Raw genomic sequence first — 15,342 nt, 5'->3', positions numbered from 1 at the left:
GCTCCTCATATTATTTTAATTTTACTAACATTCATAATTAATTTAATTATGAAACCTTCACAAAACACCATTATTTCTTTTTATGAAAACCTCGGTAAATTATTTTACGCAATAGCTGCTGCAGATAATGTTGTAGAAGAAATTGAGTTTCATGTTTTAAAAGAAATCGTAAAAAATAAATGGACTAAAGTTGATCCTGTTGATGATGAATTTCAATCTGATGCTGCTTATCAAATTGAAACTGTTTTTGATTGGTTAAATAACGAAGGTTTTTCTAACTCTAAAACTTGTTATAATGAGTTTATTGATTTTAAAAAAGAACACCCTTCTCTATTTACAGAAGGTATTAAAAGTCTAATAAGTAAGACTGCGAGCAAAATAGCGGCTTCTGTAGATGACATAGATCAATCTGAATTTAACTTGGTTAAAAAACTGAATTTAGCATTAGAAAAAACAACATAACCTCTAATCTCTACAGAAAAAACAGTTAAAATGATGAATGTTTAGAAAACTGATAATTCTCATTTTATCTACAATTTAGTTGTACTACTTTTAATATTACGCTCTAAGCACAAAAAAACATATAAATGGCATTTGTAGATTATTACAAAATATTAGGAATTACTAAAAGTGCTTCTGAAGCTGATATTAAAAAAGCCTACAGAAAATTAGCACGAAAATACCATCCAGATTTAAATCCGAATGATAAAACTGCCGAAAAAAAATTTAAAGAAATTAATGAAGCCAATGAAGTTTTAAGCAATTCAGAAAATCGTAAAAAATACGATGTATATGGAGAGCATTGGCAAAATAGTGAAGCCTACGAGCAAGAAAAACAAAGACAGCAAGAGCAGCACAAAAGGTCTCAAAATAGTCAAAAAGGTGGCTATTCACAAGAAGATTTTTCTGATATTTTTGGAGACATCTTTGGAGGTGGTGCATCTTCTGGAAGAAGAACAAGCGCTAAATATAGAGGGCAAGATTACAATTCTGAAATTCAACTAGATTTAAAAGATGTTTATAAAACCCAAAAACAGGTGATTACTGTTAATGGAAAAAACATTAGAATTACCATTCCTGCTGGTGTAGAAAACGGACAAGTTATAAAAATAAAAGGGCATGGTGGCAAAGGTGTAAATAATGGTCCTAATGGCGATTTATATATTCAGTTTTCTATTGCAAACAACACAAAATTTAAACGAGACAAAGACAACCTTTATATTGATGTTGATTTAGATGTGTACACTGCTTTATTGGGCGGACAAATATTGGTAGATACTTTTGATGGAAAAGTAAAACTAACCATTAAACCAGAAACAGAAAACGGTAGCAAAGTAAAACTAAAAGGAAAAGGATTTCCTGCATATAAAAAAGAAGATCAATTTGGAGATTTGTTTATCACCTATCAACTTAAAATACCTACTAAGTTAAACAAAAAAGAAATAGAGTTAATTAAAGAATTACAAAAACAACGCTAAATATGGAAACTCAAAATTTAATATCTATACAGCAATTTTGTAAGCACTACAGCATTCCTAAAACTTTTATAAATGAATTAAAAGAGTATGAATTAATAGAAGTTATTGTAGAAAACGATGATCATTATATAAAAATTACTCAAATTACAGAAGTAGAAAAAATGATTCGTTTACACTATGATTTAAACATAAATTTAGAAGGTGTTGATGTAATTTACAACTTATTAAACCAAGTAAGTACTTTAAAAAAAGAAATTACAGATTTACAAAACAAGCTTTCGTTTTATAAAAAGCATTAAAATACTAAATTAATTTTTTATTATTAGTCCTTCATAATTTTAGGGTTTACAAATAAAATGATTACTCATTTAAATTACACTACAAATAAAATTTATAAAAACTGATATATATCAGTTTTTATTTAACTGATTTTAAATACCTTAGACGCTACTCTTATTTAAAAACTAGCATCATGGTAACCAATTTAAACGATAATGAATGCGTACAAGTTTTATCAAATAACTATATAGGTCAACTAGGTTATATTTATATAGACAGACCTTTTGTAATACCTATGACTTATTTTTTTGACAAGGAAAATAATAGTATTGTTGGTTATTCTGAAGATGGACATAAAACAATGGCAATGAGAAATTATAGAAAAGTATCGTTGCAAGTTTCAGAAAAAAAGAATGATCATATTTGTAATTCTATTTTGGTACATGGAATTTATGAAGAATTATCTGGTTCTGGTGCAAAAAAACATTTACATGAATTTTCTGCAGGAATTAAAGAACTTATTTCCAAAAAAGAACACAAAAATTTACACTGCATTAGCGATTTTTCACATAAAATAAATACAAAAAACACACCAATTGTGTTTAAAATTATAATTGATGAGATTACTGGTAAAAAAATTACAAGTGATAATTCTTAATCTTTTTTTTTGAAAAATAAAGTTAAAAACCTAATTGGGTTTTATAAAATATAACTTCCTGTTTTATCAACTCTTTAAAAACCCATCAAATTAAAATGATATTCATCAGTTGGTTTTAGGTCTGATGAATATCATTCTACTTCTTTCTAAGAAATCATAACATAATTCTAGAGGCTTTCTAGTTCTATAAATTATAAAATCTATTTACTTCCTAAAAGCAATAAATCATGTACTAAAATTTCAGTTATATATCTTTTTTCACCTTCTTTGGTGTTGTAAGACCTGTTTGTTAATTTTCCCTCAACAGCTATTTCCTGCCCTTTTTTTACATAGTTTTCTACCACATTAACCAAACCACCTGTAATAACAATATTATGCCAATAAGCACGCTCTACTTTGTTACCTGCTTTGTCTTTATAGCTATCGTCTGTTGCCATAGAAAATTTAGCCATTTTATTTCCATCTTTAAAAGATACTATTTCTGGTTCTTGACCTAATCTACCAATTAACTGTACTTTGTTTCTTAACGTATTCATAAGATAAGTTTTTAAATTATTATTTGTTGATGTCAATTCGTTTTGACACTGCAAAGTTGCGACACCATTGCAATTTTATTCGGTTACAAAACAATTACTTTCGGTTGTAATTATTTGTAGTCGTTTGTAAACGGATATTTTTTAACTATATTTACGATATGAAATTTCAATTAGAAACAGAAAGATTACTTCTTAGAGAGCTTAGACAAAGTGATTTAGAAGCTATGTTTAAATTAGATTCTAACCCAGAAGTACATAAATATTTAGGAAATAATAGTATTACAACTAAAGCAGCAGCTGAAAAAAATATTGCTTTTGTTATTAAGCAATATCAAGAACATGGTATTGGTAGGTTTGCTGTAATAGAAAAATCTTCTGGTGATTTTATAGGTTGGTCTGGATTAAAACTAAATAAAGGTAAAAAAGAAAGCTTAAATGGTTACCAAGATTTTATAGATATTGGCTATCGATTGATTCCTAAATATTGGAAAAAAGGGTATGGATTAGAAGCTGCAATTGCATGTTTAGACTACGGTTTTAAAACCATGAATTATAACATTATTTATGGAGCAGCAGAAATAAGAAATGTTGGTTCTAACAAAATTTTACAAAAAATTGGTTTGCAATTTGTTAATGAGTTTAAAGAAGGTAATGAGCAAGTAAATTGGTATGAACTAAAAAAAATAAATTATGGAAAATAGAACATGTTTAGAATGTGATGAAATTGTAAAGGGTAGAATTGATAAGAAATTCTGTTCTGATTATTGTAGAAATGCCTATAACAATCGTGTAAATAAAGACAGTAAAAACCTAATCAGAAATATTAATAATCGTCTTAGAAAAAACTATAAAATTTTATCAGAATTAAATACATCAGGAAAAACTAAAGTAACTAGAACCAAATTATATGATAAAGGTTTCGACTTTCAGTTTTTTACCTCTATCTATAAAACAAAAACAGGTAATACTTATTTTTATATTTATGATGAAGGTTATTTACCATTAGAGAATGAAACTTTTTTACTGATTAGAAAAGAGTAATAAAAAAGGATAGTACCCACTATCCTCATATATTAAAGAATAAAATACATTTTAACTATTCCAAGTATTTCCTTTTACGCTAATTGCAGCTTTTAAAACATCTTTCTGACTTAATTGTCCTATTAATTTTCCGTTATCTACAACAGGAAATCTTCTTCTATGTGAGCTAATAAATTTAAAAGCAGCATCAAAAATATTCATGTTTTTATCAATTGTATCAACATCTGTAACCATATATTTACCTACAGTATTATTTGTATCCGAAGGCATATTATAGTACTTACTTTCAGAAATATGTTTAATACAATCTGTCTCAGAAATAATACCAATTAGTTCATTTTTCTCATTTACTACAGGCCCACCAGAAATTTTATAGGTAATTAATTGGTTAATTACATGATCTAAAGTATCTTCAGCTTTAAAGGTTATTAATTTTGTAGTCATGTAATCTGATACTAAAATTTGAGTCTCTTCTTTTCCTTGATTTGTATCTCTTTTGCCTTGAAAGCTTTTAATTGCCATAATGATGTAGTTTTTAGTTCTTTTAAATGTACTGTTTTTTCTGTTTTATACAACCTTTACATCAAAAAAAAATCTATTTCTTATAATTTAAGAGACTTTTTTATTAAAAAATTATAGAGGTCAGTAGTTAGTTACATATAATTTTGTGATGTTCTACTTTCTCCTTTTCAACCATTTTAGTTATTAAGTTATTGAATATTGTTGCTTTACTTTGTGATCGATTAATTCTAAAACAAAATTCATTAAAATATCTATTTAGATTAAAGTCACTAACCCAAGAATACGTTGTTCTTATCCAAGATTTCACTTGATGAATCATTGTATGAAGTGCTTTAAAATTCATACCACCATTACTTTCTATTTGAGTAATATTATAAACTTTAGCAATAGGCCTGTAACCTCTCCATTTGTCGGTTATCACTTTAGCTTTTCGACTGATATGATTCACAAAAATATATTGCAAAGAACTAGCTGAAAAATCTTCGATTCTCATGGCATACATTCTTTTAACTTTTCCATCTTGAGTTAGTTCAACAGCAGTTATAGCTTTCTTTTTCTTAGCATTATAACTTCTTCCTACTTTGTCTTTTTCTCGTCCACCCAAAACAAATTCATCTACATGAACAATACCAGTCATAGGACTATTTCCACTACTTTCCATTGCTTCTCTAATTTTGAGCATAAATAAACGGGCTGTCTTTTCTGTTACGCTAAAACGAACTGCAACATAACTAGCAGAAAGGCTTTTAGTACTTGTACTCATTTCAAAAACAATAAAAAAAGCTTTTCTAACACCAAACTTTACCTTGTGAAAAAGTGTGTTTGAGGTAGATGATTCTTGATGAGAACAAATATTACATGTACGTGAAAAATCTTTTCTTATTTGAGCCTTGTTATGACCACATTTAACACATTGAAATCCATCTTTCCATTTAATATCTGCCAAGTATTTCTTGCAATCTTCATCCGTTTTAAACCGATCAGCAAACTCTAGAAGATTTTGTCCTTTAAATATATTCATAATAATACTCTATTTATTGACTTTAAAGATATGAATTTAAATACTGACCTCTGAAAAATTAATTAAAAAGCTTTTTTAGTTTTGTTTCTATACTTCTAATTAAACAGGTGTATAAATAATTAGATGACAAAAAAATTAACATCAGAAAACAAAAAAAGCATCTTGAAAAATCAAAATGCTTTTTAGAATATTATTAAAAACTGGTATTTAGTCTATTTCAGATACTCTTAAGGTATTTACCATACCTTTAGCTTCTACTGGCATAGAAGTAAGGTTAATCATTAAATCTCCTTCTTTAACAAAGCCTTTTTCTTTAGATATTTTATTAATATCTACTACAGTATCATCTGTACTTAAGTTTTTATCGTAATAAAAAGCTTTTACACCCCAAAGTAAGTTTAGTTTTCCTAAAATTCTTCTTTCTGATGAAAATGCTAATATTTTAGCTTGTGGTCTCCAAGCAGAAATTTGAAATGCAGTATACCCACTATTTGTTAATGTAGAAATTGCTGTAGCATCAATATCATTTGCCATTAAAGCTGCGTGATGACAAACCGATTTTGTTATAAATCTGTTTGTTCTAATATGTGGTGCTTCATGTGGTACTTTAATCATTCTAGAGTTCTCAACAGCTTTAATAATTTCTGCCATTTTTTGAATTACTCTTAATGGGTGTTTCCCTACAGAAGTTTCTCCAGATAACATTACTGCATCTGCTCCGTCCATAATAGAATTTGCAACATCATTTACTTCTGCCCTAGTTGGTACAGGGTTGTCAATCATTGTTTCCATCATTTGAGTTGCAATAATTACAGGAATTCTTGCTCTCTTTGCACGTCTCACTAATTTTTTCTGAATTAATGGTACATCTTGCATAGGAATTTCTACACCTAAATCTCCACGGGCAACCATTAATCCATCACAATAAGGAATTAATGCATCTATATTTGCAACTGCTTCTGGCTTTTCTATTTTAGCAATTACGGGTACTCTATAATCTGAATGTTGGTCAATTAAATCACGTAACATTCTTAAATCTTCTGGCGTTCTAACAAAAGAAAGTGCCATCCAATCTACATTTAAACCTAATGCAAAAACTGCATCTTCTTTATCTTTTTCTGTTAAGGCTGGTAAAGAAATAGCGGTGTTTGGTAAGTTTACTCCTTTTTTAGAATTTAAAGGTCCACCTACAATTACTTTTACAACAACGGCTTTATCTTTATCTGTAGAAACTACTTCAAATAATAATTTACCATCATCTACCATAATTTGTTCTCCTACTTTTACGTCTTTAGGAAAACGTTGGTATGTCATAAATGCTTTCTCCTTGTTACCAATACATTTTTCTGTAGTAAAGGTAAATAAGTCACCATCTTTTAAAACGACACCTTCTTCCATAACTCCTACACGAAGTTTTGGACCTTGTAAGTCTGCTAAAATTGCTACATTGAAACCTTCTTCTTCATTAATTTCTCTAATTCTTTGCACATTTTGTTTTACAACATCATAATCTGCATGAGAAAAATTAATTCTAAAAACATTGACACCAGCTATGGCCAAGTTTTTCATTTTTTCTTTAGTATCAATTGCTGGCCCTAAGGTTGCAACTATTTTTGTTTTTTTGTAGTCTTTCATTGTTTAAAATATTAAAAAGTCTTTCGACTTTAAGGTGTTCTTATCTATTGAATATGCAGTAATTACATTGTCAATACTTTTAATTCTATTTATTGTTTTCGAAACAAATTCATCTTCTGATACTCCACAAATTTTCAAGAAAAAATCTACTTTTTTCTTTTCTGGAATTAAATATGTCTTTGTTTCTAATGTTAGTAATAATTGATTAGACGTTGTTTGATTTTCTCCTTTATAACTATTTGCTATTAAAAAACAATCGAAATCGAATTCTATATTTTTATATTTATAAATAGAAAAAGAGGATTTCTTTTTTTCTCTAACAAACTCTAAATCTTCTTTTGCTTTATAAAACCTTGCGTTTAGGTTTTTATTTAATAAGTAGGCAAGTTTATAATCTTCCAAGGTAGAATGGATGCCTATTAAAGAATATTCTTCTTCAAAAAAATCGTCCATTTCTAAAGCGTGTACCTGCATAAATTATAACTAATACTCGTTTTTATGAGTTAGCTAAATTACTAATTGTTTACGAATTTTAGTGTTAATTTAACGAAAACGTTATCGCTGATATCTTAAATTAAAGTGACCTTAGTGCACAAAGTATTCTCTTTCTAAACTTTTTTTAATAATTATAAACACTTCTAAACTACCTTAGATTTTTGTTCTTTTATTAAAAGAAAATCCTCTAAGAACTAGTTAAAAAGTTATATTAAATACCTTTCAATCTAGCTTAGGTGCTGTTAAATTAATTTCTTTTAAAAATAGATGTTGATTTACATTCCATTAAACACTATAAATTTGAGTTTAAAGAAGATTGGTAAACAAAAATAATAAGTTATATTATCCTAAAGAAATCTCTTCCTGAAAAGCAAAATAGACTCTTTTAGCGGCTTGTTCTTCTGCTTTTTTCTTAGAAGTGGCTCTACCTTTGGCTATTTGCTCGCCATCGATACTAATTTTAACACTAAAATGCTTAATCGCTTCGTTACCCGAATCTTCGTAAGTATCAAAAGTGTATTTTTTCTTTTGTTTCTGACACCACTCTATAATAAGACCTTTGTAACTCGTTATTTTTCCTTCTAGTTTTTGAATATCAACATAAGGAACAATTACATTTTCATAAATAAATTTCTGACAAGTATTGTAGTTTTTATCTAAATAAATAGCACCTACTAATGCCTCAAAAATATTACCATGAATATTATCACCAACGTTAGCCTGATCTATATTACTTTTTACAAATCGTATTAAATCTAGATCTTTACCCAATTCATTTAAATGCTCTCTACTTACTATTTTAGAGCGCATTTGCGTAAGGTAACCTTCACTACCAGTAGGAACTTTTTTATACAAATAAGCAGCAATAACAGACCCTAAAATAGAATCACCTAAAAACTCTAAGCGTTCGTAATTAATAGGAATTCCTTTGTTGTCTAACATTTGCACAGATCTATGTGTAAATGCTTTTTTGTATTTATTGATACTCCTTGGTGAAAAGTTTAGTAATTTTTTTAATTCGTTATATAATTGCGCATCCTCTTCATTGTGAGGCTTTACTATTTTACGAATAAAATTCATAGAGAATTAATCTTCTAATTTTCTAAATGCAACACATGCATTATGTCCTCCAAAACCAAACGTATTACTCATAGCTACTTTAATATCGCGCTTTTGAGCTTTATTTAAAGTTAAGTTTAAATCTGGATTGATATTTTCATCTACATTAACATGATTAATTGTTGGTGGTACAATACCATGTTTCATGGCTAAAACTGCCGCTATAGATTCTATAGCTCCTGCAGCTCCCAACAAATGACCTGTCATCGATTTTGTAGAGTTAATATTAATGTTTTTGGCATGTTCACCAAAAACCTCAGAAATTGCTTTTAATTCTGCAACATCTCCTAAAGGTGTAGAAGTACCATGTGTGTTAATATGGTCTACATCTTCTGGATTAATTCCTGAATTTTCTAAACAATTTTTCATTACAGCAATTACCCCAATTCCTTCTGGGTGAGGTGCAGTCATATGATAAGCATCAGAAGACATACCGCCTCCAATAACCTCTGCATAAATTTTTGCTCCCCTTGCTTTTGCATGTTCGTAGCTTTCTAAAACCAAAGCACCTGCTCCTTCTCCTAATACAAAACCATCTCGTTCTGCATCAAAAGGTCTAGAAGCTGTTTCTGGACTTTCGTTTCTTGTAGATAAGGCGTGCATAGCGTTAAAACCACCAACACCAGAAATTACAACTGCAGCTTCAGAGCCACCAGTTACAATAACATCACAAGTTCCTAAACGAATATAGTTTAAAGCATCTATCATTGCGTTAGCAGATGATGCACATGCAGAAACTGTAGTATAATTAGGCCCCATAAATCCATTCTTAATAGAAATGTTTCCTGGCGCAATATCTGCAATCATTTTTGGGATAAAGAAAGGATTAAATCTTGGTGTACCGTCTCCAACACCAAAGTTTATAGCTTCGTTTTGAAAAGTTTCTAAACCTCCAATTCCTGCTCCCCAAATTACACCAACGCGTAATTTGTTAATTTTGTCTAAGTCTAGGTTTGCATCTGCAATTGCTTCATCAGAAGCTACCATTGCATACTGTGTAAACCTATCCATTTTACGGGCGTCCTTTCTATTAATAAAGTCCGTTACTTCAAAGTTTTTTAATTCACATGCAAAACGAGTTTTGAACTTGGCAGCATCAAAACTTTTAATAGGCGCTGCTCCGCTAACTCCGTTAACTAAGGCATTCCAATACTCTTCAATATTATTACCAATTGGCGTTAATGCGCCAAGTCCAGTGATTACAACTCGTTTTAATTGCATATAAATTTACTTTTTTGCTTCTTCAATATAGCTAACTGCTTGACCTACTGTTCCGATGTTTTCAGCTTGATCGTCTGGAATTTGAATATCGAATTCTTTTTCGAATTCCATAATTAACTCAACAGTATCCAAAGAATCTGCTCCTAAATCGTTTGTGAAGCTAGCTTCTGTTGTTACTTCGTTATCGTCTACTCCTAATTTGTCTACGATAATAGCTTTTACTCTTGATGCAATGTCTGACATAATTTTGTGTTTTTTAAAATTTTAATCGTGGCAAAAATACGAATCTTAACAATTAAAACTAATTTTTGCCGCAAAAATGATTCTTAAAAGTAAAGAAAAATATTTAATCTTTACTTAAAACAATCTATTTGTTAATAATTATTCTTTTTTTTGTAGCTTAGAAATGAAGTTATGAAGCGTATTGTTATTTTTGCATCTGGTTCTGGAACGAACGCAGAAAACATTATTAAATTTTTTAATCATACTAAAACCGCTAAGGTTACTTATGTGTTATGTAACAATGAACATGCCAAAGTTTTTGATCGATGTAAAAATTTAGACATCAAATGTTTACATTTTAAAAAAGAGGCGTTTTTTACTTCGAATGAAGTTCTAAATCTTCTAAAAGAACAAGCAGATTATATTGTTTTAGCAGGTTTTTTATGGAAAATTCCAACAAAAATTATTGACGCTTTTCCAAATAAAATCATCAATATTCACCCTGCATTGTTGCCAAAATATGGTGGAAAAGGGATGTATGGAATGAACGTTCATAAAGCTGTAAAAGAAAATAAAGAAACAGAAACTGGCATCACTATTCACTACGTAAATGCCAATTATGATGAAGGAGCTATCATTTTTCAAGAAAAAACAGCTCTTTTAAATGAAGATACACCAGAAAAAATCGCAGAAAAGATTCATATTTTAGAACAACGTTACTTTCCAAGAGTTATTGAAGATGTAATTTTAACTATAAATGAGTAAAAAAAAGTTTTATGTTGTTTGGAACGGACGAAGAAAAGGAGTTTTTACTTCTTGGAAAGTCTGTAAAAAGCAAATTGAAGGTTTTGAAGGCGCACAATACAAATCTTTTGCAGATTTAAACGAAGCCGAAATTGCAGCTACCAAAATCTATGCAGATTACGTTGGTAAAGACACTAAAAAACCCACTTTATCATCCGCAGAAAAAGAAAAATTAGGAAGACCTATTTTAGAAAGTATTTCTGTAGACGCTGCTTGCTCTGGAAATCCTGGGAAAATGGAATACAGAGGTGTTTTAACACATAATAAGCAACAACTTTTTTTAAAAGGCCCATTTGCTAAGGGAACCAATAATATTGGCGAATTTCTAGCTCTAGTGCACGGAATTGCGCTTTTAAAGAGTAAGAACAAAGAGCATATTCCTATTTATTCTGATTCTAAGATTGCCATGAGTTGGGTAAAGCAGAAAAGATGTAAAACCAACATGCATTTTGATGCTTCTAATAAAGATTTATTAGACTTGATAAAAAGAGCCGAAAAATGGCTGAAAGAAAACACATATAAAAATCCTATTTTGAAATGGGAAACCAAAGCTTGGGGAGAAATTCCTGCAGATTTTGGGAGAAAGTAAAATCAGTTATCAGAATTTATGGCACTGTCTCATAAAGTGTGTAAGTTTTAAAAACTCAGGATTGTTCAAATCCTGAGTTTTTTATTTTTATTAACTTTAAATTTTATATACTTATGAGACCAGAAGATTTATTAAACGATGATTTTTTAAAACAATTTAACAACGGATCAGAGCTAACCAGCTTCATCGAACAACTTCACAAACGAGGAGTTGAAAAGATTTTAGAAGGCGAACTCGATGCTTATTTAGATTATGATAAACATCAAAAAAGTAAAGCAAATAACTTACGAAATGGCTACACTAAAAAGAAGCTAAAAACTACTTTAGGGGAGACAGAAATACAAGTGCCAAGAGATCGTAATAGTTCTTTTAATCCAATGATTATAAAGAAAAGACAAAGTACTGCGGATGGTGTCGAAAATGTTATTATCTCATTGTATGCCAAAGGGATGAGCAATATTGATATCGAAGAACAAATCCGAGAACTCTATAATTTTAATGTATCTACTTCCACAATTTCAAGAATAACTGACGCTATCACCACTGATGTTATCGCTTGGAAAAATAGACCATTAGAGACTACTTATTTAATTGTTTGGATGGATGGAATTGTTTTTAAAGTACGAGAAAACTCTAAAGCAATTAACAAAACCATTTACATTGCTGTTGGGCTTAGAACAGATGGCAAAAAAGAAGTTTTAGGTTTGTGGTTGGGTAAAAATGAATCTTCTGCTTTCTGGATGAGTGTTTTAACTGATATAAAAGCCAGAGGAACTCAAGATATACTGATTACTGCAACCGATAATTTAAACGGTTTTACAGACACTATAAAAACCATTTTCCCGAATTCAACTACTCAAATTTGTGTAGTTCATCAAATTAGAAACTCTTGTCGCTATGTTGTTTGGAAAGATAAAAAAGCCTTTACAAAAGATATGAAACAAATCTATACAGCTCCAACAAAAGAAGCTGCAAGAGCTGCCTTAAAAGACTTTAAAACCAAATGGGAATCTAAATATTCTTACGCCATTAGAAGTTGGGAGAATAACTGGGATGAACTTACCATATTCTTTGATTTTCCAGTGGAAATTAGAACTATTATTTATACCACAAATTTAATAGAAAATCTAAACGGAAAAATTAGAAAATACACCAAAAATAAACTCTCTTTTCCAACTGATGATGCAGTGATGAAATCTGTATATTTAGCAGTAAGAGAAAGCACTAAAAAATGGAAAATGCCAATTAGAAATTGGGGAATTATTCTAAACCAATTTTTAGCTATATTTGAAAACAGGATTAAACTATAAATAAGTTAACCCTGATTTTTTGAACTTACACAGTTTTTAGGATAGTGTCGAATTTATAAATTCTATGACTTCTATCCAATAGAAAACATAACAATTCTTATTAATACATACTACTTGTCACTTCAAAGTATTGAGAAGTCTCATAACAGTGATAACACAAAACTGAATATCACTATGCGATTTCTCCTATCGTCGGAATGACAAAACTGTATGAAAACCAAACATTATTAATCAAATTCATTATTCAAAAAAATAAAAGAAGGGTTCACTTCTTTTATAAGTGTTAGTTTCTTCTCACGTCTCCATTTTTTCAATTCTTTTTCCCTCGCAATAGCCAATTGAATCCAAGAATGTTTTTCGTAATACACTAAGAACTCAATATTATATTTTGCTGCAAATGTTTTCTTCTTTTCAAGTATGTTTGTTTTATGTTGTTGCAAACGTTCTTTTAAGTTATTTGTTACTCCAATATAAAATGTGGAACGGTAACTATTTGTAATTATATAAACATAATAACTATGAAATCCTTTTTGTGGGTTTAGCATCCTTTTTTCTTAAAAGGTATGTATTATAAAAAGAATCTCCAAAAATTGTTACTTCGAAGTATTGGGAAGTTACAGAACAGTAGTGATAACGCAACAATACTTAAAAATAGTATGCGATTTCTCCTATCGTAGAAATAACAAACTGCATGAAAATAAACCACAAAAATTGTCACTTCGAAGTATTGAGAAGTCGCATAACAGTGATAACGCAAAACTTAAAATGCATTATGTGATTTCTCCTATCGTCGGAATGACAAAACTGTATGAAAATAAACCACAAAATTGTCACTTCGAAGTATTGAAAAGTCGCATAACAGTCGTAACGCAAAACCTATCAAACATTATGTGATTTCTCCTAGCGTCGAAATGACAATCGTTTCATTTTATACTTCTTAATTCCGCAAGCGGAGGTTTTTTTTTAAAAATTATAAACTTTCTGGATCAACAAAAAAGACTAATTTTAAAATGGTATTTAGATATAGATGATTTTATCATTCTTATTTTGAATGATTTTATAGTGGAGAAATTTTTCTTTTTCACAGCATTTTTCTCTTGTCAAAGATGGAAAAGAAATTTTTAAAAACCTAAAAAATCACTTTCCATTATAGCATACCCAATTATAGGGTATAAGAACCTCACTGTTTTCAGGTATGCCAAAATGGAAATATTTTAAATACTAATTTTACTTATTTTTACATCGAAAAAGAAAAAATTAATGAGAGAAAGAGAAAGAGAAAGAGAAAGAGAAAAAATAAAAGATACTTGTAAAAGTATATTAAACAATTTAGAAGAAAAAAGAAAACAAGTTGGTATAAGCCGTTATGATATGGCACTTCATTTAGGGATAACAGAAAATGGTTATTTTAAAGTTATTAAAGGACACACAAAGCTAGATACAGAACGCTTATTACTTATTTTAAATAAACTAGCTATTTCGCCAAAGGAGTTTTTTAAAGATTATAAAGACTAATTGTAGATTACAAACTAAAAGTAAAAACCCAAAACTATGTTTAGTTTTGGGTTTTTATATTTATTAATTTACTTTAAGATTGCTTCGTAAAAACTCGCAATGACAATTCATTCTTATTATTAAACAGATTGCTTCACTATCGTTCGCAATGACAAATTATAAATTAGCCTTCATCAATTCTCTATTCATTCTTGCAATGTTGTCTAAAGAGATTCCTTTAGGACATTCTACCTCACAAGCACCTGTATTTGTACAGTTACCAAAACCTTCTAAATCCATTTGTGCAACCATGTTTTTTACACGATCTGCAGCCTCTACCTGTCCTTGTGGTAATAAAGCATACTGAGATACTTTTGCACCAACAAATAACATTGCAGAAGAGTTTTTACAAGTAGCCACACAAGCACCACAACCAATACAAGTTGCTGCATCCATAGCGTCATCTGCTGCGTGTTTAGAAATTGGCAATGAGTTTGCATCTTGCGTATTACCAGATGTGTTTACAGAAATGTAACCACCCGATTGTTGTATACGCTCAAAAGCCATTCTGTCTACTACTAAATCTTTTATTACAGGAAATGCTGATGCTCTAAATGGCTCTATGGTAATAGTATCGCCATCTTTAAACATACGCATGTGCAACTGACATGTAGTAACACCTCTATCTGGTCCGTGAGCTTCTCCATTAATATATAAAGAACAAGCACCACAGATACCTTCTCTACAATCATGATCAAAAGCAACTGGCTCTTCACCTGTGTTTACTAATTGTTCATTCAAAACATCCATCATTTCTAAAAAAGACATGTGCTCTGAAATATCATTCACTTTATAGTCTACCATTTGACCCTTTGAACCAGCGTCTTTTTGTCTCCAAATTTTAAGTGTTAAATTCAT

20 protein-coding genes are annotated in these 15,342 nt (G+C 29.7%); 10 read left to right on the top strand and 10 right to left on the bottom strand.

The window, feature by feature from the left end:
* The first annotated feature begins 48 nt into the window (after positions 1-48).
* The 4 genes from GQR92_RS12120 (at position 49) to GQR92_RS12105 (ending at position 2,415) form a co-directional block, all read left to right on the top strand.
* Positions 49-462: a hypothetical protein gene (locus tag GQR92_RS12120; protein ID WP_158839904.1), complete on the top strand. Its 414-nt coding sequence runs from the start codon at positions 49-51 to the stop codon at positions 460-462.
* Between the two features lie 125 nt (positions 463-587).
* Positions 588-1,478, top strand: coding sequence for a DnaJ C-terminal domain-containing protein (locus tag GQR92_RS12115; protein ID WP_158839902.1), 891 nt, complete (start codon positions 588-590; stop codon positions 1,476-1,478).
* A 2-nt stretch (positions 1,479-1,480) separates the two neighbouring features.
* Positions 1,481-1,777: a chaperone modulator CbpM gene (locus tag GQR92_RS12110; RefSeq protein WP_158839900.1), complete on the top strand. Its 297-nt coding sequence runs from the start codon at positions 1,481-1,483 to the stop codon at positions 1,775-1,777.
* 173 nt (positions 1,778-1,950) lie between these two features.
* Positions 1,951-2,415: a pyridoxamine 5'-phosphate oxidase family protein gene (locus GQR92_RS12105; RefSeq protein WP_158839898.1), complete on the top strand. Its 465-nt coding sequence runs from the start codon at positions 1,951-1,953 to the stop codon at positions 2,413-2,415.
* 200 nt (positions 2,416-2,615) lie between these two features.
* Here the strand turns inward: GQR92_RS12105 and GQR92_RS12100 are convergent, their stop codons facing one another.
* Complete coding sequence (locus GQR92_RS12100; protein WP_158839896.1) at positions 2,616-2,951, bottom strand: single-stranded DNA-binding protein; 336 nt, start codon at positions 2,949-2,951, stop codon at positions 2,616-2,618.
* A 158-nt stretch (positions 2,952-3,109) separates the two neighbouring features.
* Here GQR92_RS12100 and GQR92_RS12095 point away from each other — a divergent pair, with 158 nt between their 5' ends.
* Together GQR92_RS12095 and GQR92_RS12090 are read left to right on the top strand one after the other, a co-directional pair.
* Entirely contained in the window at positions 3,110-3,652 is a 543-nt protein-coding gene (locus GQR92_RS12095) for a GNAT family N-acetyltransferase (protein ID WP_158839894.1), read from the top strand.
* Entirely contained in the window at positions 3,642-3,992 is a 351-nt protein-coding gene (locus GQR92_RS12090; protein WP_158839892.1) for a hypothetical protein, read from the top strand. The genes GQR92_RS12095 and GQR92_RS12090 overlap by 11 nt, the downstream gene beginning before the upstream one ends.
* A gap of 51 nt (positions 3,993-4,043) precedes the next feature.
* Here the strand turns inward: GQR92_RS12090 and GQR92_RS12085 are convergent, their stop codons facing one another.
* From GQR92_RS12085 to GQR92_RS12055, 7 genes are all read right to left on the bottom strand, one after another.
* Positions 4,044-4,514, bottom strand: coding sequence for a CBS domain-containing protein (locus GQR92_RS12085; RefSeq protein ID WP_158839890.1), 471 nt, complete (start codon positions 4,512-4,514; stop codon positions 4,044-4,046).
* A 127-nt stretch (positions 4,515-4,641) separates the two neighbouring features.
* Positions 4,642-5,535, bottom strand: coding sequence for an IS1595 family transposase (locus tag GQR92_RS12080; RefSeq protein ID WP_158838075.1), 894 nt, complete (start codon positions 5,533-5,535; stop codon positions 4,642-4,644).
* Positions 5,536-5,742: 207 nt separating this feature from the next.
* Positions 5,743-7,170, bottom strand: coding sequence for a pyruvate kinase (gene pyk, locus GQR92_RS12075; protein ID WP_158839888.1), 1,428 nt, complete (start codon positions 7,168-7,170; stop codon positions 5,743-5,745).
* Between the two features lie 3 nt (positions 7,171-7,173).
* A complete protein-coding gene (locus tag GQR92_RS12070) occupies positions 7,174-7,644 on the bottom strand; it encodes an IPExxxVDY family protein (RefSeq protein ID WP_158839886.1) in 471 nt (156 codons plus the stop codon).
* A gap of 363 nt (positions 7,645-8,007) precedes the next feature.
* Positions 8,008-8,745 carry a ribonuclease III gene (gene rnc, locus GQR92_RS12065; protein ID WP_158839884.1) on the bottom strand — a complete coding sequence of 246 codons (738 nt, stop codon included), beginning with the start codon at positions 8,743-8,745 and terminating at the stop codon, positions 8,008-8,010.
* 6 nt (positions 8,746-8,751) lie between these two features.
* Positions 8,752-10,005, bottom strand: a complete 1,254-nt coding sequence (gene fabF, locus GQR92_RS12060) for a beta-ketoacyl-ACP synthase II (protein WP_158839882.1) — start codon at positions 10,003-10,005, stop codon at positions 8,752-8,754.
* Positions 10,006-10,011: 6 nt separating this feature from the next.
* Entirely contained in the window at positions 10,012-10,248 is a 237-nt protein-coding gene (locus tag GQR92_RS12055; RefSeq protein WP_004569249.1) for an acyl carrier protein, read from the bottom strand.
* Between the two features lie 171 nt (positions 10,249-10,419).
* Here GQR92_RS12055 and purN point away from each other — a divergent pair, with 171 nt between their 5' ends.
* The 3 genes from purN to GQR92_RS12040 all read left to right on the top strand — a co-directional run bounded on the left by purN (position 10,420) and on the right by GQR92_RS12040 (position 12,930).
* Complete coding sequence (gene purN, locus GQR92_RS12050; protein WP_158839880.1) at positions 10,420-10,992, top strand: phosphoribosylglycinamide formyltransferase; 573 nt, start codon at positions 10,420-10,422, stop codon at positions 10,990-10,992.
* On the top strand, positions 10,985-11,620 hold the full coding sequence (locus GQR92_RS12045) for a ribonuclease H1 domain-containing protein (protein WP_158839878.1): 636 nt from the start codon (positions 10,985-10,987) through the stop codon (positions 11,618-11,620). The genes purN and GQR92_RS12045 overlap by 8 nt, the downstream gene beginning before the upstream one ends.
* Before the next feature lie 113 nt (positions 11,621-11,733).
* The gene (locus GQR92_RS12040; protein WP_158839876.1) at positions 11,734-12,930 is read left to right on the top strand and encodes an IS256 family transposase; all 1,197 of its coding nucleotides are present in this window, start codon (positions 11,734-11,736) and stop codon (positions 12,928-12,930) included.
* A 227-nt stretch (positions 12,931-13,157) separates the two neighbouring features.
* Here the strand turns inward: GQR92_RS12040 and GQR92_RS12035 are convergent, their stop codons facing one another.
* Positions 13,158-13,475 (bottom strand): GIY-YIG nuclease family protein, encoded by a 318-nt coding sequence (locus GQR92_RS12035; protein ID WP_158839874.1) that lies wholly within the window; start codon positions 13,473-13,475, stop codon positions 13,158-13,160.
* Positions 13,476-14,190: 715 nt separating this feature from the next.
* On the opposite strand from GQR92_RS12035, the gene GQR92_RS12030 reads away from it, so the two are divergent.
* Positions 14,191-14,445 carry a helix-turn-helix domain-containing protein gene (locus GQR92_RS12030; protein ID WP_158839872.1) on the top strand — a complete coding sequence of 85 codons (255 nt, stop codon included), beginning with the start codon at positions 14,191-14,193 and terminating at the stop codon, positions 14,443-14,445.
* Between the two features lie 156 nt (positions 14,446-14,601).
* On the opposite strand, the gene GQR92_RS12025 is transcribed toward GQR92_RS12030, so the two are convergent.
* A complete protein-coding gene (locus GQR92_RS12025) occupies positions 14,602-15,342 on the bottom strand; it encodes a succinate dehydrogenase/fumarate reductase iron-sulfur subunit (RefSeq protein WP_158839870.1) in 741 nt (246 codons plus the stop codon).

This window comes from Polaribacter sp. L3A8, assembly GCF_009796785.1.
GTDB lineage: Bacteria > Bacteroidota > Bacteroidia > Flavobacteriales > Flavobacteriaceae > Polaribacter.
This window is presented reverse-complemented; position numbering and strand designations above follow the sequence as displayed.